The organism is Rhizobium sp. R711, from assembly GCF_002211365.1.
Taxonomy (GTDB): Bacteria; Pseudomonadota; Alphaproteobacteria; order Rhizobiales; family Rhizobiaceae; genus Rhizobium.
This window is the reverse complement of sequence record NZ_LOKZ01000005.1, coordinates 113,793-139,576: the sequence shown is the minus strand read 5'-3', so window position 1 is coordinate 139,576 and position 25,784 is coordinate 113,793. Positions and strand designations below refer to the sequence as shown.

General features: G+C 60.6%; 23 protein-coding genes. 14 read left to right on the top strand and 9 right to left on the bottom strand.

Features of this window, described 5'->3' with window-relative positions:
• Position 1 precedes the first annotated feature (1 nt).
• The 3 genes from gltX to ATY80_RS09390 all read right to left on the bottom strand — a co-directional run bounded on the left by gltX (position 2) and on the right by ATY80_RS09390 (position 4,378).
• Positions 2-1,459 (bottom strand): glutamate--tRNA ligase, encoded by a 1,458-nt coding sequence (gene gltX, locus ATY80_RS09400; protein WP_088692167.1) that lies wholly within the window; start codon positions 1,457-1,459, stop codon positions 2-4.
• 191 nt (positions 1,460-1,650) lie between these two features.
• Positions 1,651-3,420 (bottom strand): SLC13 family permease, encoded by a 1,770-nt coding sequence (locus ATY80_RS09395; protein ID WP_088692166.1) that lies wholly within the window; start codon positions 3,418-3,420, stop codon positions 1,651-1,653.
• 196 nt (positions 3,421-3,616) lie between these two features.
• The gene (locus tag ATY80_RS09390; RefSeq protein WP_088692165.1) at positions 3,617-4,378 is read right to left on the bottom strand and encodes a DUF4239 domain-containing protein; all 762 of its coding nucleotides are present in this window, start codon (positions 4,376-4,378) and stop codon (positions 3,617-3,619) included.
• Positions 4,379-4,514: 136 nt separating this feature from the next.
• Between ATY80_RS09390 and ATY80_RS09385 the strand changes: the two genes are divergently transcribed.
• A complete protein-coding gene (locus ATY80_RS09385; protein WP_189637115.1) occupies positions 4,515-5,063 on the top strand; it encodes a glutathione peroxidase in 549 nt (182 codons plus the stop codon).
• A gap of 28 nt (positions 5,064-5,091) precedes the next feature.
• On the opposite strand, the gene ATY80_RS09380 is transcribed toward ATY80_RS09385, so the two are convergent.
• Complete coding sequence (locus ATY80_RS09380; protein WP_088692164.1) at positions 5,092-5,748, bottom strand: TetR/AcrR family transcriptional regulator; 657 nt, start codon at positions 5,746-5,748, stop codon at positions 5,092-5,094.
• Positions 5,749-5,869: 121 nt separating this feature from the next.
• Here ATY80_RS09380 and ATY80_RS09375 point away from each other — a divergent pair, with 121 nt between their 5' ends.
• Both ATY80_RS09375 and ATY80_RS09370 read left to right on the top strand, forming a co-directional pair.
• Positions 5,870-7,069 carry an HlyD family secretion protein gene (locus ATY80_RS09375; protein WP_088692163.1) on the top strand — a complete coding sequence of 400 codons (1,200 nt, stop codon included), beginning with the start codon at positions 5,870-5,872 and terminating at the stop codon, positions 7,067-7,069.
• Between the two features lie 24 nt (positions 7,070-7,093).
• Positions 7,094-8,662: a DHA2 family efflux MFS transporter permease subunit gene (locus ATY80_RS09370; protein WP_088692162.1), complete on the top strand. Its 1,569-nt coding sequence runs from the start codon at positions 7,094-7,096 to the stop codon at positions 8,660-8,662.
• A 53-nt stretch (positions 8,663-8,715) separates the two neighbouring features.
• On the opposite strand, the gene ATY80_RS09365 is transcribed toward ATY80_RS09370, so the two are convergent.
• Entirely contained in the window at positions 8,716-9,543 is an 828-nt protein-coding gene (locus ATY80_RS09365; RefSeq protein ID WP_088692228.1) for a helix-turn-helix domain-containing protein, read from the bottom strand.
• Between the two features lie 92 nt (positions 9,544-9,635).
• Here ATY80_RS09365 and ATY80_RS09360 point away from each other — a divergent pair, with 92 nt between their 5' ends.
• Positions 9,636-10,568 (top strand): phytanoyl-CoA dioxygenase family protein, encoded by a 933-nt coding sequence (locus tag ATY80_RS09360; RefSeq protein WP_088692227.1) that lies wholly within the window; start codon positions 9,636-9,638, stop codon positions 10,566-10,568.
• Positions 10,569-10,600: 32 nt separating this feature from the next.
• Here the strand turns inward: ATY80_RS09360 and ATY80_RS09355 are convergent, their stop codons facing one another.
• The 3 genes from ATY80_RS09355 to ATY80_RS09345 form a co-directional block, all read right to left on the bottom strand.
• A complete protein-coding gene (locus tag ATY80_RS09355; RefSeq protein WP_088692161.1) occupies positions 10,601-11,350 on the bottom strand; it encodes a TerC family protein in 750 nt (249 codons plus the stop codon).
• 101 nt (positions 11,351-11,451) lie between these two features.
• A complete protein-coding gene (locus tag ATY80_RS09350) occupies positions 11,452-12,291 on the bottom strand; it encodes an AraC family transcriptional regulator (protein ID WP_088692160.1) in 840 nt (279 codons plus the stop codon).
• Positions 12,292-12,398: 107 nt separating this feature from the next.
• Positions 12,399-13,070: a TetR/AcrR family transcriptional regulator gene (locus tag ATY80_RS09345; protein ID WP_088692159.1), complete on the bottom strand. Its 672-nt coding sequence runs from the start codon at positions 13,068-13,070 to the stop codon at positions 12,399-12,401.
• Between the two features lie 154 nt (positions 13,071-13,224).
• On the opposite strand from ATY80_RS09345, the gene ATY80_RS09340 reads away from it, so the two are divergent.
• The 8 genes from ATY80_RS09340 (at position 13,225) to ATY80_RS09305 (ending at position 21,873) form a co-directional block, all read left to right on the top strand.
• Entirely contained in the window at positions 13,225-14,421 is a 1,197-nt protein-coding gene (locus ATY80_RS09340; protein WP_088692158.1) for an HlyD family secretion protein, read from the top strand.
• Positions 14,422-14,443: 22 nt separating this feature from the next.
• Entirely contained in the window at positions 14,444-16,036 is a 1,593-nt protein-coding gene (locus ATY80_RS09335; protein ID WP_088692157.1) for a DHA2 family efflux MFS transporter permease subunit, read from the top strand.
• Between the two features lie 148 nt (positions 16,037-16,184).
• On the top strand, positions 16,185-17,210 hold the full coding sequence (locus ATY80_RS09330; RefSeq protein ID WP_088692156.1) for a LacI family DNA-binding transcriptional regulator: 1,026 nt from the start codon (positions 16,185-16,187) through the stop codon (positions 17,208-17,210).
• An 18-nt stretch (positions 17,211-17,228) separates the two neighbouring features.
• Positions 17,229-18,683: a xylulokinase gene (xylB, locus tag ATY80_RS09325; protein ID WP_088692155.1), complete on the top strand. Its 1,455-nt coding sequence runs from the start codon at positions 17,229-17,231 to the stop codon at positions 18,681-18,683.
• Between the two features lie 37 nt (positions 18,684-18,720).
• On the top strand, positions 18,721-20,031 hold the full coding sequence (gene xylA / locus ATY80_RS09320; protein ID WP_088692154.1) for a xylose isomerase: 1,311 nt from the start codon (positions 18,721-18,723) through the stop codon (positions 20,029-20,031).
• 170 nt (positions 20,032-20,201) lie between these two features.
• Positions 20,202-20,978: a phosphodiester glycosidase family protein gene (locus ATY80_RS09315; RefSeq protein ID WP_088692226.1), complete on the top strand. Its 777-nt coding sequence runs from the start codon at positions 20,202-20,204 to the stop codon at positions 20,976-20,978.
• 77 nt (positions 20,979-21,055) lie between these two features.
• A complete protein-coding gene (locus tag ATY80_RS09310; RefSeq protein WP_088692153.1) occupies positions 21,056-21,274 on the top strand; it encodes a hypothetical protein in 219 nt (72 codons plus the stop codon).
• Between the two features lie 128 nt (positions 21,275-21,402).
• Positions 21,403-21,873 carry a cupin domain-containing protein gene (locus ATY80_RS09305; RefSeq protein ID WP_088692152.1) on the top strand — a complete coding sequence of 157 codons (471 nt, stop codon included), beginning with the start codon at positions 21,403-21,405 and terminating at the stop codon, positions 21,871-21,873.
• 80 nt (positions 21,874-21,953) lie between these two features.
• Here ATY80_RS09305 and ATY80_RS09300 read toward each other — a convergent pair whose 3' ends face one another.
• Positions 21,954-22,985, bottom strand: a complete 1,032-nt coding sequence (locus ATY80_RS09300) for a LacI family DNA-binding transcriptional regulator (RefSeq protein ID WP_088692151.1) — start codon at positions 22,983-22,985, stop codon at positions 21,954-21,956.
• A gap of 171 nt (positions 22,986-23,156) precedes the next feature.
• Here ATY80_RS09300 and ATY80_RS09295 point away from each other — a divergent pair, with 171 nt between their 5' ends.
• Both ATY80_RS09295 and ATY80_RS09290 read left to right on the top strand, forming a co-directional pair.
• Positions 23,157-24,680, top strand: a complete 1,524-nt coding sequence (locus ATY80_RS09295) for a sugar ABC transporter ATP-binding protein (protein WP_088692150.1) — start codon at positions 23,157-23,159, stop codon at positions 24,678-24,680.
• Positions 24,681-24,762: 82 nt separating this feature from the next.
• Positions 24,763-25,767 carry an ABC transporter permease gene (locus ATY80_RS09290; protein ID WP_088692149.1) on the top strand — a complete coding sequence of 335 codons (1,005 nt, stop codon included), beginning with the start codon at positions 24,763-24,765 and terminating at the stop codon, positions 25,765-25,767.
• Positions 25,768-25,784 lie beyond the last annotated feature (17 nt).

Here is a 25,784-nt window from a genome sequence, read left to right as displayed (position 1 = left end):
TTCAGTTCTTCGGGCCGACGAGGGAGGCAACTGCCTGGGCGGCCAGTTTCAACCGCTGACGCACGACGGAGCGGCCGAGGATCGCCATCGAGTCGAAGAGCGGCAGCGAGCGCGACGAGCCGGAGACGGCAACGAAGAGCGGCGCCACGACGACCTTCAGCTTCTTGCCCATGCGATCGGTAATCGCGCGCAGCTCGGCCTCGATCGTCTCGACGTTCCATTCGAGAATCTTTTCGAGATCCGGCTGAACGGTGTTGAGGATCTCGAGGATCTCTTCCGGCGGCGACTTGATCTTGGCGAAGGCCGAGGGGTCCACGCGGAGGTCGGACTTCAACAGGAAGCCTGCGAGATCAGGGAGTTCGCCGAGTTTGGAAATACGCGACTGCGACAGGCGCAGGCCGGCCTTCAGGCGGTCGTTCTCCATCGCCCAGTCGAGCACGCGGGCCTGGAATTCCTCTTCCGACAGCTTCTCGCGGATCCAGCGACCGTTCAGCCAATCCAGCTTCTGGATGTCGAAGATCGCGCCGGCCTTGGAAAGGTTTTCGGGATCGAACTTTTCCGAGAGTTCGTCCATCGTCAGCAGCTCTTCGCCTTCGGCGATCTGCACGAAGAACAGGCCGAGGAAGTTCATCAGCGCTTCCGGAATATAGCCGAGAGCGGAGTAATAGGAGATCGACGTCGGGTTCTTGCGCTTCGAGAGCTTCGACTTGTCGGCGTTGCGCATCAGCGAAAGATGCATGAACACCGGCTGCTCCCAGCCGAAGTAGCGGTAAAGCAGGATGTGCTTCGGCACGGACGCCAGCCACTCTTCGCCGCGGGCGACGTGGGTGATCTGCATCAGATGGTCGTCGATGACGTTTGCCATATGATAGGTCGGCATGCCGTCGCCCTTGATGAGGACCTGCATATCGACGGAATCCCACGGAATGCTGACGTCGCCGTAGACACCGTCGGTGAAGTCACAGGAGCCCTCGGTCGGGATCTTCATACGGATGACCGAGCCTTCGCCGGCTGCCATCTTGGAGCTGACTTCTTCGGCCGAATATTTCAGGCAAAGACCGTCATACTTCGGTGCCTTGCCGGCGGCTCGCTGCTCTTCGCGCATCTTTTCCAGCCGCTCGGGCGTGCAGAAACAGCGGAAGGCGTGGCCCTTGTCCAGCAGTTCCTGGCCGTAGGGCGTGTAGATGTCCTTGCGGTCGGACTGACGATAGGGGCCGTAGGGACCGCCGATGTCAGGACCTTCCTTCCATTCGAGGCCGCACCATTTCAGCGCGTCCAGCACCTTCTTTTCGAATTCCGGGGTCGAGCGCGTCGCATCGGTGTCTTCGATGCGCAGAATGAACTCGCCGCCGTTCTTCTTGGCGAAAAGATAGTTGAAGAGTGCGATGTAAGCAGTGCCGACATGCGGCTCGCCGGTCGGCGAGGGAGCAATGCGGACGCGGACGCCGGAAGCTGTCATTTTATGTGCCCGTCAAATGAATGCCGGACGGCTTTTCTTGGGAAAGCGACGTTCGGCCGGAAAGAATGCAGATAACTGGATCAGGAAACCGGCTGGAAAAGGGCACTGCCCCCGTTCATCCGCCGATTGCCCATTTGGCTGGCCTTAAGGCCATATTCGACCGCGCGCGTCAAGGAAAATGGGCAATTAGGTCAACGAACCGGCCAGACGTATAGCAGGGCGGGCACGCTGACGAGGATGATGATGAAGGACAGCGGCAGGCCGAGGCGAGGATAGTCGCTGAAGCGGTAACCGCCCGGGCCGAAGACAAGTGTATTGCATTGGTGGCCGATCGGCGTCAGGAAATCGCAACCCGCTCCAATGGCGACCGCCATCAGGAACGCCTCAGGCCGGTATCCGAGTGTCTGGGCGAAGCTTGCCGCAATCGGCGCCATGACCAGAACCGTTGCCGCATTGTTGAGGAACGGGGTTACCGCCATGGCGGTGATGAGGATCAGCGCCAATGCGCCGAAGGGCGGCATCTGGGCCGCAAAGTGGCCAAGCCAGCCGGCAATCAGATCGCTGCCGCCGGTCGTTCGCAGTGTGTCGGAGACGGGGATCAGAGCCGCAAGCATGATCAGGATCGGCCCGTCCACGGCCTTGTAGACCTCGGCGAGCGGGATTGCCCGAAAGACGACCATTGCCAGCGCCGCGCAGAAGAAGGCAACCGAAACCGGAACCATTCCGGCTGCGGTTACACCCATCGCGGCGGCGAGGATCAGCAGCGGCACATAGGCCCTGCGCGGTGTGCCGAGCATGATGTCGCGCTGCGCCAGGGGAAGGCAGGCGAATTCCTGCAGGAAGGCAGGCAGGTTTCGGCGGCTGCCCTGTAACACAAGAACATCGCCGGCGCGCAGGGTCACTTCGCTCAGGCGCTCTGTCAGCCGGTGACCGTGGCGGCTGACGGCCAGCAGGTTGATCCGACGGCGGTTCCACAGTGAAAGCTGGCGCGCGGACCAGCCGACCAGCATGGACTCGGATGAAATCACCGCTTCGATGGAGGTGACGTCTCCCTCGGCCTTCGCCTCAGGGATCGGTTTGCCGGCAAGCTTGAGCTTGGCATTGGAAACGACGCGGTCCAGCGCCTCCGGGCGCCCCTCCAGCAGGATCGTGTCGCCTGCTTTCAGGAGGATGTCAGGGAAGGGCGAAAGGCGTGAATGCCCGCGCAGGATCGCGGTTGCGATTACTTCTCCATCGCCAAGCTGCAGGATGCCGTTGAGTGCCTTGCCTTCGAAACCCGAGCCCTCCACGACGGTTGCCTCGGAAAAATAGTTCTTGAGATCCAGCGCTTCCTCCAGCGACGGATTCTCGTTCTGTCGCTCGGGAAGGAGCCAGTGGAAGAAGATCAGAAAGACAATGCCGACCAGTGTTAGCGTCGCTCCGACCGGCGTGAAGTCGAACATCGTGAAGGGTTCACCACTGATTTCGCCACGGAGTCGCGAGACCACGATGTTCGGCGAGGTGCCGATCTGGGTCATCAGCCCGCCCAGAAGGGCGGCAAAGCTCATGGGCATCAGGTAGAACGATGGTGATCTCCCACTCTTGCGGGCAAACTGGAAGGCGACCGGGATCATGATCGCAAGCGCGCCGATGTTCTTGATGAAGGCAGAGAGAACGGCGACAACGATGAGCAGCAGGGCGAGTTGCGCATGCAGCTTGGTCAGATTGGGGAAGAATCGCTTGATCGTGGTGTCGACGATTCCGGAGCGCGCGACGCCGGCACTGACGATGAGCGCACTGCCTACAATGATGACGATGTCATCGCTGAAGCCCGAAAATGCCCTGTCGAAAGGCACGATGCCGACAGCTACTGCCAGAACAAGGGAACAACAGGCGACCAGATCATAGCGGAAGCGATCCCAGATGAAGATCGCCATCATCAGGCCGATCACGCTGAAGGCGAGGATCTGCTGTGTTGTCATGCGACTCCAGCGTCTCGAGGCCGAGCGACGGGCGTGCGCCTGCCGCCTTGATATCTGTAAGCCTTCCTGGACTAATCAATGCCGTGCGGGATGCAAAGTTCCTGTTCGGCACTTCAAGGACGCGGATCGTTTGCGCCAGGATCTCGTCGGTGTCGCGATAACACGAGCGCGATGCCGCTCAACGTTCCGCAAATTGCTATTGTTGAAGCTCGGCCAGCGCCCTGCGAAGGGGCGTATCGGAAATCTGGATCCAGCCCGAGAACGGGATGTCCATATCCAGCACGATGAAGATCGACAGGGATATGAGGAGCGCGGACATGAAGAACATCAGGATGACGATGATGTTTCTCGGCGCACGATAGCCGAAGCTGGCAAAGATCAAGGTCAGCCACGCCGTCAGCATCGTGATGAGCGGCCTCGGAATGACGCCTTCCGATTGTTCGACGATGATCCAGCGTTGCTCGACGATCCTTTGGTACTGCTGGCGGGCGTCGTTCCAGAGCGCAACATGCCCCGGGTCGGACGGCCTGATCAGCGAAAGGCTGTCGCCGACGGCATTGAGGGCAAGCTCGCTCGTTCGGTCGCTCTTGACCATTGGATCGGTGGCGGCGCGCGCCGGATTGGTCAGCGCTTTTTCGACGTAGTTTTCCAGGCGCTTACGGGTTTCGTTGGCCTCGAGGCCATAGGTGCGCAGGGTTCGGTCAAGAAGGATGATTTGCGTCGCGAAGGCGTGAACGTTCTTATCGATCTCGGCGAAGGTGTTCTTTGACGAATTGATCATCAGGCCAAAGACAAGCGATGTCATAACGACGAAGATGTTGGCGACCAGCCGGACGACGGTATTGGTCTCGTCCTGGCGGTGATGCACCGGCAGCTTCGAGTAAGTCAGCATCGTTCCGATCGAGGCTGTCATGAGCAAAGCGAAGACAACGACCGCCACCAGTAGTTCCAGCACCATCTTCCGTCGCGCCCTCCCGTGCTCTTGGGGGCAAACTAGCTGTTTTGATTGATTTTGCCAGTGGACTGCATCTGCCTGCTGGACAAACGCACGGGTGGGTATAGCTTCCGCGGCGGAATTCATGCTGGAGGCAGTGATGACTGATCTTTTGAACATACCGGTGAAGCTGGCCGACGGCCGTGAGACAACGCTGAGCCATCACCGCGGCAAGGTAATCCTGGTCGTCAATGTCGCCTGCAAATGCGGCCTGACTGTCCAGTACGAAGGGCTCGAGAAGCTCTATGAGGACAAACGCGAGCGCGGCTTCGTGATTGCCGCCTTTCCGGCGAACAATTTCAAGGGGCAGGAACCCGGCACGGATGCCGAGATCGTTGAATTCTGCACCCTAACTTATGACGTGAAGTTTCCGATCTTCTCGAAGATCTCGGTGAAGGGCGATGATAAGCATCCGCTCTACCAGCTGCTGACAGCCGCTGCCGGGACGGCAGTTGGCGAAGGTCCGATGCGGGAGCGGCTGCGCAATCACGGCATCGAGACCGGCGACAAGAGCGATATCCTGTGGAATTTCGAAAAGTTTCTGATTGGCCGCGACGGCAAGATCGTGGCGCGGTTTGCGCCTGATGTCACGGCCGACGATCAACGACTGACTTCTGCCATCGACAAGGAGCTTGCAAAGACCGCCTGAGGCGGTTCTCCGCGCTTAAGCGCGGCGACTAAGCTGGAACGACTGCCGCGCCGTTCAGAAACAGATCGGCGCACATTTTCGCCCGGGCAGCGATCTCCTCGATCCCGGGCGCCGGCAGCTGCCGCAGCATTGCGGCGCGCTGTGGCTCCATGGCCATCATGCCGCGCAACATGCCGCAAGCGGCATGCGGGTCGTCGAGAGCGATGAGGCCGCGATCGACCTGTTTGCGCAGCCATCCCTCCATCAGTGCGCTCGTTCGAACGATGGCTTTTTCATAGAAGGATGCGGAGATTTCGGGGAAACGGTCGGACTCGCCGATCACGAGGCGCATCATGGTGATGGTGTCGTCCGAGAGTGTCAGCATGCCATAGGCCATCAGCATCCGCTCGAGGCCTTGGCGCAGATCGGCCGCGGCAAGCGTAGTCGGGTCGAGCGCCAGCAAAAAGCGGCTAATGCGATCGGAAATCAGGTCGGAGAAGAGGTCGGCTTTCGTCGGAAACAACCGGTAGAGCGTCTTTGTCGAAACGCCCGCTTCCTGCGCGATCGCTGCTATGCTCGCCGTCGCATATCCATTCTCGTGAAACTGCTTGTTGGCAGCCTCAATGATGACGCTTCTGGTGTCGTCATCGCACCGCGCCTGCGGTCTGCCTCGCGGCCTTCTCTCGATCTTGTGATTTTGGACCATCACTATTTTCCAAATTCATGTTGACATCGATTTTATAGAGCATATTTTGGAAAACGTCAATTTTCCTTTTTGTGCATCAGGCTGTGTCCTTCGCGATAGCGGCCATGATCCGGAGACAACAATGACCGCCCAGAAGCTGCATGCTCTGAACAACAACACCGCCCCAAGCGCCGAAACGGTCGCCGAGGCAGCCCCAGAAACGCTTGAGGCCGGCAAGCCGCTGCAGGCGGAGGCGCCGCGCGCTGCCGCTAACACACTGCAGGCTCGCAAGCGACCAGGTCGGTCGCTGCTGCTTGGCGCAGCTGCCATCGCGATCGTGGTCGCAGGTGCCTATTATGGGAACGATTACTGGACGGTCGGTCGCTTCCATGTGTCAACCGACGACGCCTATGTGAAGGCGGACAACAGCACGATCGCCCCCAAGGTTTCCGGCTATATCGCCCGGGTGCTCGTCAACGACAATGAGGCCGTCAAGGCCGGCCAACCGCTCGCGCATATCGATGACCGCGATTTCCAGGCCGCGCTCGACCAGGCGAAGGCGGATGTTGCCGCTGCGGCAGCTACGCTAAGCGCCAAGCAGGCAGCTCTCGAAATCCAGCAATCGACGATCGCCGCCGCCCGCGCCACGGTCGAGGTCGATAAGGCCAACGAAACGTTCGCCGAGCAGAACAACAAGCGCTATTCGAGCCTTGCCAATAACGGTTATGCCCCGGTTCAGACCGCCCAGCAGGCCGCCTCGCAGATCGCCGCGGCACAGGCAACCATCGTGCGCGACAGCGCGGCCCTCGAGGCAGCCGTAAAACAGGTCGATCTTCTGAATGCCGAGCTTGCACAGGCAAAAGCCGCGCTCGGCCGTAGCCAGGCGGTCGAGCGTCAGGCCGAACTCAATCTCTCCTATGCCACGATCGTAGCACCCGTCGATGGCTCCGTCGGCAACCGGACGCTGCGCGTTGGCCAGTACGTCCAGGCGGGCACACAGTTGATGTCGGTTGTCCCGACCAGCGCGGCCTATGTGATCGCCAACTACAAGGAAACGCAGCTGACCGACGTGCATGCCGGCCAGCCTGTTGACATCGAAGTCGACACGTTCCCCGGCCGTACCTATCACGGTCACGTCGACAGCATCGCACCGGCGAGCGGCCAGGAATTCGCGCTGCTGCCGCCGGACAACGCCACCGGCAACTTTACGAAGGTCGTCCAGCGTATACCGGTCAAGATCGTGCTCGATGGCAATGGCGCGGCAGCCGGTGATCTTCGCCCCGGCATGTCGGTGCAACCAAGCATCAACACCAAGGCCGCCGATACGGCTCCCGGAGCGTAACGGGCGCGGGATGAGGATCTTGTCATGTCTACTTCAATTGCAGTCTCCCAGCCGCGAGCCAGCACGAAGGATTGGATAGCCGTTTGCGCCGGCATGATCGGCGCGTTCATGGCAATCCTCAACATCCAGATCACCAATGCTTCACTGCTCAACATCGAGGGCGGCATCGGAACCGGCGTCGACAACGGCGCCTGGATCTCCACCTCCTATCTGATCGGCGAGATCGTCGTCATACCGCTAACGGCCTATTTCAGCAGCGTCTTCTCGTTTCGCCGCTACATTCTCGTCAATTCCATCCTCTTTCCGCTGTTTTCAATGGCATGTGCGTTCGCGCACGACCTTGGCACGATGATCGTGTTTCGCGGCCTCCAGGGGTTCGCCGGCGGCGTCCTGATCCCCATGGCCTTCACCATGGTGCTGACCAAGTTGCCGAAGAGCCAGCAACCGCTCGGCCTGGCGCTTTTTGCTCTGTCGGTGACCTTCGCGCCGGCCATCGGGCCGACAATCGGCGGATATCTCACAGAGAATTACGGCTGGCAGACGATCTTCTTCATCAACACCGTTCCCAGTGCCATCATGGCGGTGGCTCTTGCCCTGACGCTGCAGAAGCAGCCGATGCAGTTGCATTTGCTGAAGGAAGGCGACTGGGCCGGCATCGTCACCATGGCGATCGGCCTTTCTGCGCTGCAGACGGTGCTTGAGGAAGGGAACAAGGACGACTGGTTCTCCTCGCCCTTCATCATCAAGCTCAGCATTGTTGCTTTTGTCTTCCTTGCAGCCTTCATCTGGATCGAGCTCAAGGTCGAAAGGCCCCTCGTGAAGCTGCGCCTGCTGAAGCAGCGTAATTTCGGCATCGGTGTTGTCGTCAACGTGCTGGTCGGCGTAGCCCTGTTCGGGTCCGTCTACATCGTCCCGCAATATCTCGGCCAGGTGCAGCGTTACAACGCCGAGCAGATCGGCAACGTTCTTGCATGGACTGGTTTGCCGCAGCTGATGCTGATCCCTCTCATCCCATGGATGATGAAGCGCGTGGATGTCCGTGTGCTCGCCGTCGTCGGCGTGAGCGTCTTCTCCGTCAGTTGCTTCATGAACATCTGGCTTTCGTCCGACAATGCAGGTGACCAGTTTTGGATCCCGAACATCGTGCGCGCCATGGGTCAGGCACTGGTCATCACGCCGGTTACCGCGATCACCACGGGCGGCATCGCTGCGGCGGACGCGGCGGCTGCCTCGGGCCTGACGAACATGTTGCGCAACCTCGGCGGCGCCGTCGGCACGGCCTCGCTCGGCACGATCCTGACGAAGCGTGAGCAGTTCCATTCGAACATCATCGGTCAATCGGTGACGCTTGCTCGCGACGAGGTGCGCGATCGTCTCGGCCAAACGACCAACTATTTCCTGGCGCACGGCGTTTCGGACCCGGCCGTCGCCAGCCACAAAGCCATCGTCGCCTTGGGTCAAATCGTCAGACGTCAGGCTTTGATCCTTGGCTTCAGCGATACCTTCGCCGTGATCGGTGTCGTGCTTGCCATTGCCGCTTTCGCTCTATTGCTCACCAAGAAAACGCAGGCCGGTGGTGCCGGCGCGCACTAGCTCGGTTCGGTTGAAACGATGTGTGACTGCGGCCGGGTTCGATCCGGCCGCAGTCATGTTCTGCGGTACTGGCGGCGGAACCCGCTCGGAGAACAATGCTCGCGATCCTGAAATAGCCGCGAAAAGTAGAATGCATCATCGATGCCGACGGCATTGGAGATCACCTCGATCGAAAGATCGGTGGTCGTCAGCAGCTGCTTGGCTCGATCGATGCGGAGGCGCAGCTGGAAAGCCTTCGGTGACAAGCCGATGGCTCCATGGAAACGCCGTCGCAACGTTGCCGGGGACATGCCGAACTCCCGCGCGACGGATTGCATGTCCGTCGGCTCGAATGCCCGACGCTGCAAGGTCTCGATGACCAGCTCGATCTTGACGTCCGCCGCATCATCGCTCCCTGCGTTTGCCTGCCGGGCTGCTTGGACAACGATGCGGTGAAGCGTTGCCGCGGCCGACGCGAGGCTGAGCGGATCGCCCGCAACAAAGTCCGAATGAAGCGCCCCGAAGAGGTGCTGCATCTCGCGGAGATTCTGTAGGCGCACCACCGGTTCTGTTGGTGAGATCAGGCGCTGACGGATCAGATCTGCCGTCAGCGTGCCCTCGAAGAGAGCCCATCGTTCCTCCCAGCTCTCGCCTTCTGTCGGACCATAGGAATGCAGCGTCCCGGCGGGCAGCCAGAAGAGCGACGGGCCGTTGATCTCCTGAACACCGGCCTTTGCCGTCTGCAGCGTGCCTTGCCCGGCTTCCACGAGGACGACCGCATGCATCGGCAGACGGCGGTTGACGATACGCGTTCCGATACGTTGGCGACCGAACCCGGTGACCGTGAGCACCGTGGAGCCGGAAGAGGAAGAACGATAAAGAGCGATCGGGAACTCAGTCATGAGCGAAAAGTCCAGCCGTTTCTTCCGTCCATGGAATGTCATTTCTTTTTCTTCAGATTTCAAGCGTCTATTTCGCTTTAGGAGTGATCGGAATGTCAAGTCGCGCTGCGGATCGCAAGCCGGATCGAGCGCCGGCGATCGACCTAGTCGCCAACGGGAAGATTCTCTCGACCGCGCCGAACCGGTTGGGTGAACTCGTGCCGACGGACCCGTCGATCGGCATGGAGGCGATCCGCAGGCTTTATCGCGAAAGCGGCTATGTCTGGTTGAAGCGCTTTCTCGATCCGGATGTGGTCAATGCCTTTCGCGGCTGGGTTTTCTCGCATCTGGCGCGCGGCGGGCTTGTCGCACCCGGGTCCGATCCGATGCTCGGATTATCGGCCGGCACAGGTGTCGACAAAGGTCAGGTCGATCGTATTCTGATGTCGCTTGTCCGCTCTGTCGCCTTCGAGGGCTTTTGCGCGCAGCCACGGCTTGCCGGATTCATGGATGAGTTCCTTTCGGGTATCTCCTACCTGCACAAGCGCAAAATTATGCGCTTTACCCAGCCGGGCACGACGACAGCGACGCCGGCGCACTACGATCTCGTCTACCTGCGCGGTGGCACCAACCGGCTGGTGACCGCCTGGATTCCGATCGGCGATACGTCGGTCGACATGGGTGGGCTCGTTTACCTCGAGGGCTCGCATGCCATCGGCGTCCGTATGGAGGAGGAGTTTTCCAGGAAGAGCCGCGACTTGTCCGCAGGGGAAAGGGTGAGCGCCTTCAACCGCAACATGACCGAGGGCGGCTGGGTTTCGAAGGATCTTCCTGACGTGGCGGAGCGCTTCGGCACGCGCTGGCTGATCGCCGACTACGAAGCCGGCGACGTGGTCTTGCATAGTCCCTACATGATCCACGCCTCGACCACGAACCAAAGCGTATCGAACAGGATAAGGCTGTCGACGGATATCCGCTATCAAAACGTCGATGACGAGATCGATGCCCGATGGGGCAATCACTGGAGCCTGGGGGACATGCTATAGGGCGCGGCAGCGGAACCGCGCCCCGTGCTGTCTCAGTGGCCGCCTTGCTTTCTGCGCTGACGGGCATTGCGAGCGAGCATGTTGAGGGCTTCCACGAGCGCGGAGAAGGCCATCGCGGCATAGACATAGCCCTTCGGCACGTGCACGCCCATACCCTCGGCGATCAGGGTCATGCCAATCATCATCAGGAAGGCGAGGGCCAGCATGACGATGCTCGGGTTCTTCTCGATGAAGTTCGCAAGCGGCGTGGCGGCAACCAGCATGACGGTTACGGCCGCGACCACGGCGACGACCATGATCGGCAGGTGCGGCGTCATGCCGACCGCGGTGATGATGCTGTCGACCGAGAAAACGAGGTCTAGCAGCAGGATCTGGCCGATCGCGGCGGTAAAGCCTGTTGTTACTGCTGTCGCAATGAAATCCTCGTTGTGATCGGTCGGATCTACGTTGTGGTGGATTTCCTTCGTCGCCTTCCACAGCAGGAAGAGACCGCCGGCAATCAGGATGATGTCCTTCCACGAGAAGCCGTGGCCGAACAGTTCGAAGATCGGCGTGGTCAGCTTCACGATCCAGGCAATGGTACCGAGGAGGGCAAGACGCATAATGAGAGCAAGGCCGATGCCGAGCGTGCGGGCCTTCTCGCGATGTTCAGGTGGCAGCTTGTTGGTGAGAATCGAGATGAAGATGAGGTTGTCGATCCCGAGGACCACTTCCATCACCACGAGGGTGACGAGGGCCACCCAGGCAGCCGGGTCCTGAACGAGCATCATGATATCTTGCATCGGCGTTTATCCCCTTGCGCCACATAGTTTGACGCTCGCAATGTACGGACGCGGCCTGCCTTGGCAAGCGCGCAAGGGGATATACGAAAGCAAGACGAGTTTTATTCCTTGATGGGAATCCAGATTTCCGTCAGGCCCGTGCCGGTATAGGGATCGAAGCGATCGTCGTAGCGTTCGAACATGTCGGGCATGTTGCCGAACTCTATGCCGGAATTCGGCATCCAGTCTCCGAAAATCCGATGCATCGTTGCGGAAATGCCTGAAACGTGGCCTCGATGGGCAAAGACGGCATAGCGCTGACCGGGGATCTTCAGGGTGGAAAAGCCGGCCGGCAGGTCGCTGCCGTTACTGACTGCCACGGCCGCCATGTAGCAAAATTTCTCAGCTTCACCCTCGATATGCGTGCAGACGCCATAGGCGACATTGCCGATCTGGCCGGGAATGTTGCCGAAATGAACATTGAATTTTTGCCATAGCGAGGGGATCGCGGCATTGCCGCCGTAGGGGTAGATCTCCTGCAGGCCGGCAAAGAGCATCGGCGGCAAGGTTTCGAAGCGTGGTGGTTCGAGTTCGGGAAGGCGAGCGGGGTCCATGCGGATAGGCTCCAGAAGTGCGAGGTTGCGCGTGTGCCTCTGCTTGCGGACGGCCTCGGGTGTTAGACCGAACTGGTCGCGAAAGGCACGGGTGAATGCCTCGTGCGAGCTGTAACCCGCGTCGAGGGCAACCTCGAGAATGCTTCCCGGTTGATCGACCAGCGTCCGTGCCGCACCGCTCAGGCGGCGGGCTCGGATATAGCTGCTGATCGAATGCCCGGTGACGAGCCCGAAGACGCGCGAAAGATGGTAGCGCGAAAGACCGGCAACGTCCGAAATCTCTTCCAGAGTGATGTCGTTGCCGAAATGACTTTCGATGAACCAGATCGCTCGTCCGACGGCGCTCATTTGCTCTCCCTTGGCTGCATGCCCTTCATAGCGAACGGCAACAGGTCGCGCTTGATCCCGGTTGCGGGATTCTGGCGCGAATGGCGAGAGAAATCAAAGGGACGGGTTCAGGGCTGCTTCTTGACGCCGTAGGCCGCCGTGAAGACGCGGATGGCGCCATTGACCACGCGATCCATCTCCTCGCGTGGAGGAGGGGCGTCCATGTCGCCGAACAGGCGCAGCTTGAAGAAGCTTCCACCGCAAAGTTCCAGAAACTGCCGGGCGGCAAGCTCGATGTCGTCGATCTCGAAACGGCCGGCCTCGACTTGGGCTGTCAGAAAGTCCTTTAACACCGTCCGGATGTTTTCCGGGCCGCTGAAAAAGCGCTGACAGAGGTGCGGCATGCGGTCGCGTACGCCGATGACCGTGCGCATCGCATTGATGACCTTATCCTCGGTCAGGTGGCTGACAAAGGTCATGCCGAAGTCGTGCAGCGCGACGTCGGGATCGTTGGATTCCTTGAGAGTATTGCGCACGCTGGCGACGAAAGCCGCGCGCTCGCTCTCCATCATCGCGGTGAAGAGCTCTTCCTTATTGGCGAAGTAGACGTAGAGCGTTCCTTTTGAAACTCCGGCCTCGCGCGTTACATCGTTCATGCTCGCGGCATCGAAGCCAAGTTTCATGAAAACGCGTCGGGCGCCGTCGAGAATTTGCTTGCGCTTGGCAGGGTCTTCGCCTGCGGCCCACCGGCCGCCTGTCGAGGGGGAGTCGTCCACGCGCGTATCGGAAAGCTCTGTCATCGCTCCTTAACCATGATCGCATCAGCGAATTTTTCGTTAATAAAACCGAACCAACCGGTTCGATATAACTTGATATGAATGGAAAAAGGTTCTATGTCAACTGAACCGAACCGTTCAGTTCGATTAAATTCACTCGATTTACCGGTAGCTGCCCATGTCGTCCAGTTCAAAAGCCAATGTTGCCCGCATCGTCAGCGAGCCTGCTGATACCGAGGGCAGGGCTCAGGAAGCAGCAGTTCCTACCGCGGAAGCACCGCGCGCGCCGCAAGCTCCTGCTGATACGCAGGCCGCTCCTGCCGAAAAGAAGAAAAAGCGTAGCTTTGCTCTGCCGATCATTGGCCTTGCGCTGCTCGCGGGCGCTGCCTGGTATGGTTACGATTGGTGGACCACGGGCCGCTTCATGGTCTCGACCGATGACGCCTATATCGAAGGCGATATCGCGACGATCTCGCCGAAGGTCACCGGTTATGTCGCCAAGGTGAATGTCGTTGCCAACCAGAAGGTCAAGGCAGGCGATATCCTGGCGTCGCTCGACGACGGCGATTATAAGCTGGCACTCGACCAGGCGGTTGCTTCACTCGAAACGGAAAAGCTCTCGCTGCAGCGCATCGACGCGCAGATCGCCGGCGGGCAGGCAAGTCTCGATCAGGCCGAGGCCCAGAAGGCGGCTTTGGAAGCCACCGTTCGCGGCGCGCAGATCACCCAGACCCGCGCTGCCGAGCTGCAATCCAAGTCGGTCGGTACGACCGCCAACCTCGATGCTGCGAACATCGCGCTCGATCAGGCAAAGGCGAACCTCGTCGGTGGCGACGCCGCGATTGCTTCCGCGCACGCCAACATCACGCTCCTGCAGGCGCAGCGCCGGGAAGCCGAAGGCACGATCCGCCAGCTCGAGCTTTCGCGCGACAAGGCCGCCCGTGACCTCTCCTTCACGGTGCTGAAGGCGCCCTATGACGGCGTCGTCGGCAATCGTTCAGTGCAGGAGGGCGATCTGGTGTCGCCCGGGCAACGCCTGATGGCGCTCGTGCCGGTCCGTCAGCTCTATATCGACGCGAACTTCAAGGAGACTCAGATCCAGCATCTGGTCCCGGGCTCGAAGGTCAACGTGCACGTCGATGCCTATGATGATCATCCGATCGTCGGCACGGTCGAGTCGATTTCGCCGGCATCCGGTTCCGTCTTCTCGCTGCTGCCGCCGGAAAACGCGACGGGCAACTTCACGAAGATCATCCAGCGCGTGCCGGTTCGCATCTCACTGCCGCAGGATGCTCTCGATAGCGGTCGCCTGCGCGCCGGTCTCAGCGTTGTCGTTGATGTCGACACGCGCACAGCGCCGGACGCGACCAAGTAATATCGGCTGACGAGGTAGACCCATGGCCGCGAGCGCAACAGTTGGAACCGTTCCGGCGACTCCGGCTGCCACGGATCACATGGATCCCCGCAAGCTCATTGCGTTCTTCGCGATGGTGCTTGGAATGTTCATGTCGATCCTCGACATCCAGATCGTTTCGGCATCGCTTGCGGAAATCCAGGCTGGCCTCAGCGCCGGCTCGGACGAGATCGGCTGGGTGCAGACCTCCTATCTGATCGCGGAAGTCATCATGATTCCGCTGTCGGGGACGCTCGCGCGCATCGTCTCGACGCGATATCTGTTTGCGGCCTCGGCCGCCGGTTTCACCATGGCGAGCGCGCTCTGCGCGACGGCGACGAACATCGACCAGATGATTGTCTATCGCGCCATTCAGGGCTTCATCGGCGGCGGCATGATCCCGTCCGTCTTTGCCGCCGCATTCACGATCTTCCCGCCTTCCAAGCGCAGCATCGTGTCGCCGATCATCGGCCTGATCGCAACGCTTGCCCCGACGATCGGCCCGACCGTCGGCGGCTATCTTAGCCATGCCTTCTCCTGGCACTGGCTGTTCCTAGTCAACATCGTGCCCGGCATCATCGTGACGATCGTCACGTGGAATTTCATCGATTTCGACAAGCCGGAATTCTCGCTGATCAGGAAGTTCGATTGGTGGGGCTTGTTGTCGATGGGCGTTTTCCTCGGTGCGCTGGAATATGTGCTGGAGGAAGGCAACTCCAACGACTGGTTCAACGACAGCTATATCTTCATGGGTGCGATCGCCTCTGCGGTTGCTGCCGTTGTCTTCTTCTATCGGGCCTTCACCGTGGAATTCCCGGTCGTTGACTTGAGGGCCTTCACGAACCGAAACTTCGCCTTCGGCTCCGTATTCTCGTTCGTGATGGGGATCGGCCTCTACGGCTTGACCTATATCTACCCGGTCTATCTGGGCCGCATCCGCGGCTACGACTCGCTGATGATCGGCGAGACCATGTTCGTGTCAGGCCTTGCGATGTTCTTCACTGCGCCGATTGCCGGAAAGCTGTCGACGAAGATAGACCTGCGGCTCATGATGATAATCGGTTTCGCCAGCTTTGCGGCCGGCACCTACATCATGACGCATCTGACGCAGGACTGGGACTTCTACGAACTCTTCATTCCGCAGATATTCCGCGGCTTCGGGCTGATGATGTGCATGGTGCCGATCAACAACATCGCGCTCGGCACGATGCCGCCGGCCCGCATGCGCGGCGCGTCCGGCCTCTTCAACCTGACCCGCAACCTCGGCGGCGCTGTGGGGCTAGCGATCATCAACACGGTGCTGACGAACCGGCAGGACGTTCATTACGAGCGGCTGCGCGAGAATATCGATTGGGGAAGCCCTGCTGCAATCGACCAGATGAACAACATGGCAGCGAACTTCAATACCTACGGCATGGACGGCGCCGTTGTTGCCATCAAGCAGATGGTCGGACTGGTGACGAAGCAGGCCGTCGTCCTGGCTTTCAGCGACGTCTTCCTGATGTTGACCTTGCTTTTCCTGGCCATGATCCTCGGCGTGGCGATGCTCGACAAACCCGCGCCGCAAGGTGGGGGCGGAGGTGGCGGAGGCCACTAATTAGTCTTTCAAATCAACGTTCAGGGGCCGATCGGATATCATCAGATCGGCCTTTGTTTTACACAAATATCTGACGTGTACGGAAGCGTTCGTAGATTTTGATTTACGTACATCAGATTTGGAGTTAAAGGTCTCGTCAGGAGGAAAGATGAGGCCAACAGTTCACGATATTGCTGCCGCCGCAGGCGTCAGCCTCGCAACCGTCGATCGGGTTTTGAACCAGCGGCCGGGCGTGCGCCACGTGACGCGCGAGAAGGTCGAGAAGGCCATTCGCGAGATTGGCTACGTCAGGGATGTCGCTGCTGCCAACCTCGCAAAGGGTCGGACCTATCCGCTTGTGTTCATCCTTCCTGCAAGCGACAACTCCTTTATGCATGGGTTGAACGACGAGGTGCGCGCCGCGGTCGCTCGCTCGCCCGTGGAGCGAACGGACATCCGCACCCTTGAGGTACCGGCGTTCGATCCGACAGCGCTGGTCAGGGTTCTGGACGAACTTGGAAAAGAGCGGCCTTCGGGGATCGCGCTTGTCGCGACTGATGCGCCTGAGGTGCGCGATGCCGTCGACCGTCTGGTGCAGGATGGCATTCCAGTCGTGACACTGGTCTCGGATCTCACCGGTTCGCAGCGCCATCACTATGCCGGCGTCGACAATATTGCTGCCGGCCGTACTGCCGCACGGCTTCTCGGGCGTTTCCTCGGCGGCGCCACGGGCGAGATCGCGGTGCTCGCCGGCTCGATGCTGGTCCGCGACCATCGCGAACGCCTCGAGGGCTTTGCTTCCGTCATGGCGGCGGAGTTTCCATTGCTCTCCATTTTGCCTGTCATCGAAGGCCGCGACGATCCCGAGATGGCGCATATGCTGGTGGCGGACGCGCTGTCGAAGAAAAGCGGCATCATTGGAGTCTACAGCCTCGGTGCCGGCAATCGTGGTCTGATCAGGGCGCTGAAGGAAAAGGCAGTCGATCGGTCGCTGACGGTCATCGCCCATGAGTTGACGACACATACCCGCGCCGCGCTGCTTGACGGCACCATTGACGCAATTCTGAACCAAGATGCGGGGCATGAGGTGCGCAGCGCCATCCGCGTCCTCAAGGCGAAGGCTGACGGGCTTGCCGTCATCGAGGCGCAAGAGCGCATCCGCCTCGACATATTCCTGAAAGACAATCTGCCGTAACGGCAAAGGGAGAAACACATGTATCTGGGTCTCGATCTCGGAACCTCCGGCGTCAAAGCCATGCTGATCGACGGCGATCAGAAGATCATCGGCTCGGCCAATGGTTCGCTCGACGTCTCGCGCCCGCATTCCGGCTGGTCGGAGCAGGAGCCCTCGCACTGGATCCGCGCGACGGAAGAGGCTGTTGCCGGGCTGAAGGCAAAGCATCCGAAGGAGCTCGCCGCCGTGAAGGGCATTGGCCTCTCCGGCCAGATGCATGGCGCGACGCTGCTCGATGCCGACGACAAAGTCCTGCGTCCCTGCATTCTCTGGAACGATACGCGCTCCTACGTCGAAGCGGCTGGGCTGGATTCCGATCCGCGCTTCCGCAAGCTGACCGGCAATATCGTTTTCCCCGGCTTCACCGCGCCGAAGCTTGCCTGGGTTGCCAAGCATGAGCCTGCGATCTTTGCCAAGGTCGCCAAGGTGCTGCTGCCGAAGGATTACCTGCGCCTCTGGCTGACCGGCGAGCACATCTCCGAGATGTCGGATTCGGCCGGCACCTCCTGGCTCGATACCGGAAAGCGCGCCTGGTCATCTGAGCTTCTTGCAGCCACCGGCCTTGATGAAAAGCAGATGCCTCGCCTGATCGAAGGCACGGAGCAGGGCGGCAAGCTGCGCGGCGAGCTGGCCGGTCAGTGGGGCATGTCTGGTGGCGTCGTCGTTGCCGGCGGCGCGGGCGACAACGCGGCTTCGGCTTGCGGCATGGGCACCGTCAGCGATGGCGCGGCCTTCGTGTCGCTCGGCACCTCGGGCGTTCTCTTCGCGGCCAATGCCGCCTATCTGCCGAAGCCGGAAAGCGCCGTACACGCCTTCTGCCACGCGCTGCCCAACACCTGGCATCAGATGGGCGTCATCCTCTCGGCGACGGACGCGCTGAACTGGCACTCCAGTGTCACCGGAAAGTCGGCGGCGGATCTGACGACCGAGCTCGGCGAGACGCTGAAGGCGCCCTCCGGCGTCACCTTCCTTCCCTATCTCTCCGGCGAGCGCACGCCGCACAACGATGCTGTCATCCGCGGCGCGTTCATCGGCCTCGAGCATGAGAGCAGCCGCGTGGTGTTGACCCAGGCGGTCCTCGAAGGCGTGTCCTTCGCTATCCGCGACAATCTGGAAGCACTGCGCTCTGCGGGCACGGATATTTCTCGCGTTACGGCGATCGGCGGCGGTTCGCGCTCGCGCTACTGGCTGGCTTCGATCGCGACTGCGCTCGGTGTCCTCGTCGACCTGCCTGCCGATGGCGACTTCGGCGCGGCATTTGGCGCTGCGCGTCTCGGCCTGATCGCGGCGACCGGCGCCGACCCGGTTGCCGTCTGCACGCCGCCGAAGACGGCGGGCACGATCGAACCCGTCGCGGCGCTCTCTGGCGCCTACGAGGATGCCTACAAGCGCTATCGCGCTCTCTACCCGGCGATCAAATCGCTGCAGCATTGAACCCAGAACTACAATCCGAAACCTGAGGAGACACGAGATGAGCACCGGATTCTTCGGCGACATCCAGAAGATCAAGTATGAGGGCCCTGAGAGCACCAATCCGCTCGCCTTCCGTCACTACAACAAGGACGAAGTCGTTCTCGGCAGGCGCCTGGAAGACCATCTGCGCTTTGCCGTTGCCTACTGGCACACCTTTGCCTGGCAGGGCGGCGACCCCTTCGGCGGCCAGACCTTCCTGCGCCCCTGGTTCGAAGACACGATGAAGGCCGCCAAGCTGAAGGCCGATGTGGCGTTCGAACTCTTCCAGATCCTCGACGCACCGTTCTACTGTTTCCACGACGCCGATGTGCGTCCCGAAGGCAAGAACTTCGTTGAAAACACCAAGAACCTGAACGAGATCGTCGACTACTTCGCCGAGAAGCAGGCGGCGACCGGAACCAAGCTGCTCTGGGGCACGGCGAACCTCTTCTCCAACCGCCGCTTCATGTCGGGTGCCGCCACGAACCCCGATCCTGAAGTTTTCGCCTACTCGGCCGCGACGGTTAAGACCTGCATGGACGCCACGATGAAGCTCGGCGGCGCCAACTACGTTCTCTGGGGCGGCCGCGAAGGCTATGAAACCCTGCTCAATACCGATCTCAAGAAGGAACTCGACCATCTCGGCCGCTTCCTCAACCTCGTCGTCGAGTACAAGCACAAGATCGGCTTCAAGGGCACGATCCTCATCGAGCCGAAGCCGCAAGAGCCGACCAAGCACCAGTACGACTACGACGTCGCGACGGTCTACGGCTTCCTGAAGCAGCACGGCCTCGAAAACGAAGTGAAGGTCAACATCGAGCAGGGCCATGCGATCCTCGCCGGCCACTCGTTCGAGCACGAACTGGCGCTCGCCAACGCGCTCGGCATCTTCGGCTCGATCGACATGAACCGCAACGACTACCAGTCCGGCTGGGATACCGACCAGTTCCCGAACAACGTTCCTGAGATGGCGCTCGCTTATTACCAGGTCCTGCAGGGCGGCGGCTTCACGACGGGCGGCACCAACTTCGACGCCAAGCTGCGCCGCCAGTCGCTCGACGCGGAAGATCTGCTGATCGGCCATATCGGCGGCATGGATGCCTGCGCCCGCGGTCTCAAGGCTGCTGCCAAGATGATCGAGGACAAGGCTCTGTCCGGCCCGCTCGACGCTCGCTACGCCGGCTGGGATTCGGCCGAAGGCCAGAAGCTCGCCCGCGGCGAATACTCGCTCGAGCAGATCGCAGAGTGGGTCGAAGCCAAGGACATCAACCCGCAGCCGAAGTCCGGCAAGCAGGAACTGCTCGAAAACATCGTCAACCGTTACGTCTGATCGGCGGTTTATTGCGGAGGAGAGGGTCGGGGAGCGAAGGTTTCCCGACTTTTTTTGTTGATCGCGGTAGCACACGTGGCCATGCTTTGAAGGTTGACGCGAGATATCCTGCTTGGCGCTTGGCATTGCTGGCGGTCGAATGGCGATCTGAAAGAAAGGGCACGGCAGCGATGGCCTATTTCAGAGAGAGTATGCTTGCAGGGGCCGCGATGCTGGCCGCTGCGATATCTGCGGGAGCCGCTTCCGCGCAACCCTGCGCGCAGGACACCTTCGAAGGAAACGCGTATATCGTCTGCACCATTGAAAAAGGAAAAGGCGATCTCCGGTTGTTCTGGAAGAACGCGGATGGCGAGCCTTATCGTGATTTCTCCGGCGTTGCCGAGGCCGTTCGCAGCAAGGGACAGACCCTGGCGTTCGCGGTCAATGCCGGCATGTATCTGCCCGATTTTTCACCGATCGGTCTTTATGTCGAAGATGGTCAAGAATTGCGGCCTGCCAACAGCGCGTATGGCGACGGATCTGCCGCCGGTCCTCTGCCGAACTTCTATAAAAGGCCGAATGGCGTGTTCTTTCTCGGCGATACTGGCGCCGGAATACTTCCGACGCCGGAATTCCTGAAGCGCCGTCCCCAGGTCCGGTTCGCCACCCAGTCCGGTCCGATGCTTGTCATCGACAACAAGCTGAATCCGATCTTTATCATCGGATCGACGGACAGGACCCGCCGCGGTGGAGTGGGCATCTGCACCGATGGCGCAGTGCGCTTCGCGGTCAGCGAAGATGGAGTGAATTTCCATGATTTCGCGCGCTTGTTCCGTGACTATTTGGCCTGCCCCGATGCGCTGTTTCTCGACGGTGGCCGGGGTGTCGGACTCTACAGTCCGGCCCTTGGGCGCAACGACAAATCGTGGCATGGCGGATTCGGCCCTATGTTCGGGCTTGTCGAATAGCGCGTGTGATCATTCATGCTTGCGTAGCCAACATGCTGGAGGGTAGACCGCGTTGCTGCCAACGGGAGGGCTGATACATGCGCAACAGTGAACGTGATTGGAGCGCCCTTGTGCAGGCTGTCGCCGACAGCCCCAGGCGCGACAACAGCGCCTATCACATGGCAATGGCCAAGGCGCGGCAGGCATTCGAAGCCGCCGAAGCGGCTCTCGGCGGGCCGATCCAGGTCAAAACGAAAACCAAGATGAAGCGAAGCGGCGAATACGTCGTGAAATGGGTGTTCAAGCGGGTGAAATGACTTGCCGACATCTGATCCAATGACCGAGTAGCGCTTGCTTAGAGACGGTCTGCGGACGTATTCTTGGGTTTCGCGAGCCTGCCCCAGCGCTCAGCCCAGGTGGAAGGCCCGGCGAGAGGGAGGATATCATGAAAATCGCATCGATATTCGCAGTCGGCTTGATTGGATTCTGTGGGACCGCATCGCTCGCTCTGGCGGAGGATGCGCACACAATATTCGCTCCCGGTGATGTCAAGTGGGTCGAGGCCCCCAAGGTGCTTCCGGCCGGTGCGCAAGCGGCGGTCCTGTTCGGCAATCCGACGAAGAAAGGCCTGTTTGCCCTTCGGCTCAAAGTACCGTCGGGCTATGCGATCCCGCCGCATACGCATCCTGGCTATGAAGTGGTCACAGTCCTGTCCGGTGCCGCCAAGTTTGGCATGGGCAAAACCGCCGATCGGAGCGCCACCAAGGCACTGCCTGCGGGCAGTTTCTTTGCCTTGCCGCCGGGCACGGCGCATTTCGTCTACTTCGACGATGAAACTGTATTGCAAATCAACACCAACGGCCCGTGGGGCATCAAGTACGTCAACCCGGCGGACGATCCTCAAAAGTCGCAATAACCAGTTGCGGCGTGAAGGCCAATTGCTCCCGCCGTCAAGCGCGGCGGGATGTCCGTGCCAGCGTCCGATAGCTGCTGGGTTCAGCGTTTAGTCCATCGACGCGAAGGAGCACCGACCGAATTGCGCACGACCAAGTCTGGACGCAGCAATATTTCGGTCTCGGCCGGCTGGCGGTCGGCAAGAAACTCCAGGAGCAGCGCCATGGCCTGCTTGCCGATCAACGTCCGCGGTTGACGGATGGTGGTCAGCGGCGGCGACATGAAGACGGCCTGCGGCACGTCGTCGAAGCCGGTCACGGAGAAATCCTTCGGGATATCGTATCCTCGAGCGTTCAGGCCGATCATCACGCCGATCGCCGTCTGGTCGTTCACGCACATGAAGGCGGTCGGCAGTGTGTCGCGCATGAAAAGCTGCTCAACGGCGTGACGACCGCTTTCAAGCGTTCCGTCGCCTTCGAGCACGATACGCATGTCCGGTGCAACGCCCGCGGCATCTAGCCCCGCGTCGTAGCCCTGACGGCGGCGGCTGTAAGCAAGGCGCGTCCGCGAATCGCCGATGAAGGCGATCTTGCGGTGACCCTCGGCCAACAGCAGGTCGACCGCCTTTCTGGCTCCCTCGACGTCATCGACGCCGACATAGGGAATACCGCCGTTGAAAACCGGCTCGAACACGCCGACGCTTGGCGGCAGCCGGGCCGTCATCGTCTGGTGGCCGAAGGGCAAAATGCCGGTGAAGAGAATCAGCCCGGCGGCCTGGTTGGAATTCAAAAACTTCAGATATTCGAGGCCACGCTGTGCGTCATTCTGCGTATGGCCGATCAGGATGCCGTAGCCATGGGCGCGTGCTTCGTTCTCGAGGCCGACGAGAATGTTGGAAAAGTTCGGGTCGCCGATATCGGGCGCCACCACGAGGATCATGTTTGACCGGCCGAGCCGCAGACTGCGGGCCATGGCGTTCGTGGTGTAGCCGGTGATGGCGATTGCCTGGTTGACTTTCAGCCGCGTCGAATTGGCTACTTTCTCCGGCATGTGGATCGCCCGCGATACCGTCGCGATCGAGACCTCGGCGATCCGAGCGACGTCTTCAATGGTTGCGGGCGTGGAATTCGACACTGCGTCCTGCCTTGGGATGCCTTCGCCGCGACACTACACAGACTTGCCGATAGGTCAAACGTCGGGGCCGGCAGATCTGTGTGTAACAATGATGTAAACCTTTACATGCGTTGTGTAAAGGTTTACATATGGCGCCAAGCGGATGGGAGCCGCAGGGGAGGAAGCCGGTCAATGAGTGTGGATTCAGTCGACGCCGCGCCCGTGGTGTTGTCCGCGCGGCGCATCTGCAAGTCGTTCAGCGGCGTGCAAGTCCTCTTCAGTGTCAATTTCGATCTGCGCGCCGGTGAGATCCATGCTCTCATGGGTGAAAACGGCGCCGGCAAATCGACGCTGGTCAAGGTCATGTCCGGTTTCGAGCAGCCGAGTTCGGGCGAGATATTGCTCGATGGCGAGCCGGTCGCGCTGCCAGCGAATGGCGCAGCCGAAGCGCTCGGCATCGTTCTCATCCATCAGGAATTCAATCTTGCCGAACATCTGACCGTCACAGAGAGCCTTTTCCTTGGCCGCGAAGTCACACGGTTCGGCATGCTTGATCGCAGATACATGCGTGCCGAGACGCGCAAGGCACTCGATCTGCTCGGTTCGCACGTCGACGAGAATGCCATCATCAGCACATTATCGATCGCCGACAAGCAGATGGTGGAAATCGCCAAGGCAATCAGCCGTGATGCCCGGGTCGTGATCATGGACGAGCCGACAGCGGTGCTCTCGCGCGAAGAGACGAACTTCCTGTTCCGGCAGGTGCGCAAACTGCGCGACGCGGGAACCAGCTTCATCTTCGTATCGCACAAGCTCGACGAGGTGATGGAAATCACCGACCGGGTGACCGTGCTGCGTGACGGTCAGTGGGTCAAGACGGCCCCGACCTCGCTGCTCGATGGCGAGTCGATCGCCCAGCTGATGGTCGGGCGCGAGCTGTCGCGCCTGTATCCCACCAAGGTCGAGCCCAATGTCGACGAGGAAGTCGTCCTCCGGGTCGAGGGCGTCTCTACGGGTTATGTCCAGGATGCAAGCTTCGAGGTTCGCAAGGGCGAGATCATCGGTTTTTCGGGCATGATCGGTTCCGGTCGTACGGAACTGATGGAGGCGATCGCCGGGCTTCGCAGCCGTGCTTCGGGCGAAGTCCACATTCGCGGCGAATCGGTTCCGTCGGGCGATGTGCACGCCGCCAATCGCGCCGGACTTGCCTACATGACCAAGGATCGCAAGTCGAAGGGCTTGCTTCTGCGCTCCGGCATGATGACCAATCTGACGCTACAGTCGCTCGGCCAGCATTCGCGGCACGGCTATCTGAGCCCAAGCAGCGAGGCGCAGGCGCTCGCCAAGGCGCGGCGCCGCTTCGATATCCGCGTTCGCGATACCAACATCGTTGCCGGGCGCATGTCTGGTGGCAACCAGCAAAAACTTCTGCTTGCCAAGGTCATGGAGACCGAGCCCGAAATCATCATCATCGACGAGCCGACGCGTGGCATCGATGTCGGCACCAAGCAGCAGATCTATCATTTCATCTCGGCGTTGGCGCGCGATGGTCGGTCCATCATCGTCGTCTCGTCGGAGATGCCTGAAGTGATCGGCCTCTGCACGCGCGTCGCCGTGATGCGCGAAGGACGGATCGTCGGCGTGCTTGAGGGCGACGAGATCTCCGAGCAGGAGATCATGCGTTACGCCGCGGGATTGAAGAAGAAAGCCGCCTGACGCTGGCGGGGAGGCGGCAGCGACGGTCGTGCCGCGCAGGTATGATGCCCATCGAATATTGTGGCGGGAGGTTGGTTTGGAGATGAGCGTGAATGAGGAGACCAGGGAAATCAGGCGTCGCCCCTGGCGGGATATCGATCTCAGGGCGGTGGCGCCCTTCGCGGCTCTGATATTGCTGTTGATCGTCGGCGCGCTGGTCAACCCGAACTTCATCGGCATCACCAACCTTGCCAACGTCGCGACCCGCTGCGCCTTCATCGCGATCATTGCCGTTGGCGCCACATTCGTGATTTCCGCCGGCGATCTTGACCTGTCTGTCGGTTCGATGGTGGCCTTCGTCGCCAGCCTGATGATCCTTTTGATGAATTCCGGCGTGATTGCCGACCCGACGCTGATGCTGGCGGCCGCGGTCGTGTTCACGCTCGTCGCCGGTGCGCTCTGTGGACTGGCCAACGGCCTGATCACGACCGTCGGCAGGATCGAGCCGTTCATCGCCACGCTCGGCACGATGGGCATCTATCGTGGCCTGACAACATGGCTCAGCCAGGGCGGCGCGATCACGTTGCGCTCGCCGGATATCCAGACGATTTACCGCCCGGCCTATTTCGGCAGCATCCTCGGCGTGCCGGTGCCGATCGTCGTCATCCTTGCCGTCACCGCCGTGGCAGCCTTCATTCTCTATCGCACGCGTTACGGTCGACACGTCGTTGCTGTCGGTTCCAACAGCGACGTCGCACGCTACTCCGGTATCGCGGTCAATCGTGTTCGCACGATCGCCTTCGTCATCCAGGGGCTCTGCGTTGCCATCGCCGTGCTGCTTTATGTGCCGCGCCTCGGCTCGACCTCTGCAACGACGGGCATTCTTTGGGAACTGCAGGCAATCACCGCCGTCGTCGTCGGCGGGACGGCGCTCAAGGGTGGCGCCGGCCGCGTCTGGGGCACGATCTGCGGCGCGTTCATTCTCGAACTGGTCGGCAACATCATGCTGCTGTCGAACTTTATCAGCGAATATCTCATCGGTGCGATCCAGGGTGCGATCATCATTATCGCCATGCTGGTGCAGCGCTCGCTGGTCCGCAAATCGTAAGCGGACTGGCTCCAGGA

Bases quoted from the DNA above. Each gene is read 5' to 3' on its own strand.
- ATY80_RS09360 (WP_088692227.1), top strand. From the start codon at position 9,636: ATGTCAAGTCGCGCTGCGGATCGCAAGCCGGATCGAGCGCCGGCGATC.
- xylA (WP_088692154.1), top strand. From the start codon at position 18,721: ATGAGCACCGGATTCTTCGGCGACATCCAGAAGATCAAGTATGAGGGC.
- ATY80_RS09290 (WP_088692149.1), top strand. From the start codon at position 24,763: ATGAGCGTGAATGAGGAGACCAGGGAAATCAGGCGTCGCCCCTGGCGG.
- ATY80_RS09295 (WP_088692150.1), top strand. From the start codon at position 23,157: ATGAGTGTGGATTCAGTCGACGCCGCGCCCGTGGTGTTGTCCGCGCGG.
- ATY80_RS09310 (WP_088692153.1), top strand. From the start codon at position 21,056: ATGCGCAACAGTGAACGTGATTGGAGCGCCCTTGTGCAGGCTGTCGCC.
- ATY80_RS09340 (WP_088692158.1), top strand. From the start codon at position 13,225: ATGTCGTCCAGTTCAAAAGCCAATGTTGCCCGCATCGTCAGCGAGCCT.
- ATY80_RS09330 (WP_088692156.1), top strand. From the start codon at position 16,185: ATGAGGCCAACAGTTCACGATATTGCTGCCGCCGCAGGCGTCAGCCTC.
- ATY80_RS09355 (WP_088692161.1), bottom strand. From the start codon at position 11,350: ATGCAAGATATCATGATGCTCGTTCAGGACCCGGCTGCCTGGGTGGCC.
- ATY80_RS09365 (WP_088692228.1), bottom strand. From the start codon at position 9,543: ATGACTGAGTTCCCGATCGCTCTTTATCGTTCTTCCTCTTCCGGCTCC.
- ATY80_RS09350 (WP_088692160.1), bottom strand. From the start codon at position 12,291: ATGAGCGCCGTCGGACGAGCGATCTGGTTCATCGAAAGTCATTTCGGC.
- ATY80_RS09335 (WP_088692157.1), top strand. From the start codon at position 14,444: ATGGCCGCGAGCGCAACAGTTGGAACCGTTCCGGCGACTCCGGCTGCC.
- ATY80_RS09380 (WP_088692164.1), bottom strand. From the start codon at position 5,748: ATGGTCCAAAATCACAAGATCGAGAGAAGGCCGCGAGGCAGACCGCAG.
- ATY80_RS09305 (WP_088692152.1), top strand. From the start codon at position 21,403: ATGAAAATCGCATCGATATTCGCAGTCGGCTTGATTGGATTCTGTGGG.
- ATY80_RS09385 (WP_189637115.1), top strand. From the start codon at position 4,515: ATGACTGATCTTTTGAACATACCGGTGAAGCTGGCCGACGGCCGTGAG.
- ATY80_RS09370 (WP_088692162.1), top strand. From the start codon at position 7,094: ATGTCTACTTCAATTGCAGTCTCCCAGCCGCGAGCCAGCACGAAGGAT.
- gltX (WP_088692167.1), bottom strand. From the start codon at position 1,459: ATGACAGCTTCCGGCGTCCGCGTCCGCATTGCTCCCTCGCCGACCGGC.
- ATY80_RS09345 (WP_088692159.1), bottom strand. From the start codon at position 13,070: ATGACAGAGCTTTCCGATACGCGCGTGGACGACTCCCCCTCGACAGGC.
- ATY80_RS09395 (WP_088692166.1), bottom strand. From the start codon at position 3,420: ATGACAACACAGCAGATCCTCGCCTTCAGCGTGATCGGCCTGATGATG.
- ATY80_RS09390 (WP_088692165.1), bottom strand. From the start codon at position 4,378: ATGGTGCTGGAACTACTGGTGGCGGTCGTTGTCTTCGCTTTGCTCATG.
- ATY80_RS09315 (WP_088692226.1), top strand. From the start codon at position 20,202: ATGGCCTATTTCAGAGAGAGTATGCTTGCAGGGGCCGCGATGCTGGCC.
- ATY80_RS09375 (WP_088692163.1), top strand. From the start codon at position 5,870: ATGACCGCCCAGAAGCTGCATGCTCTGAACAACAACACCGCCCCAAGC.
- xylB (WP_088692155.1), top strand. From the start codon at position 17,229: ATGTATCTGGGTCTCGATCTCGGAACCTCCGGCGTCAAAGCCATGCTG.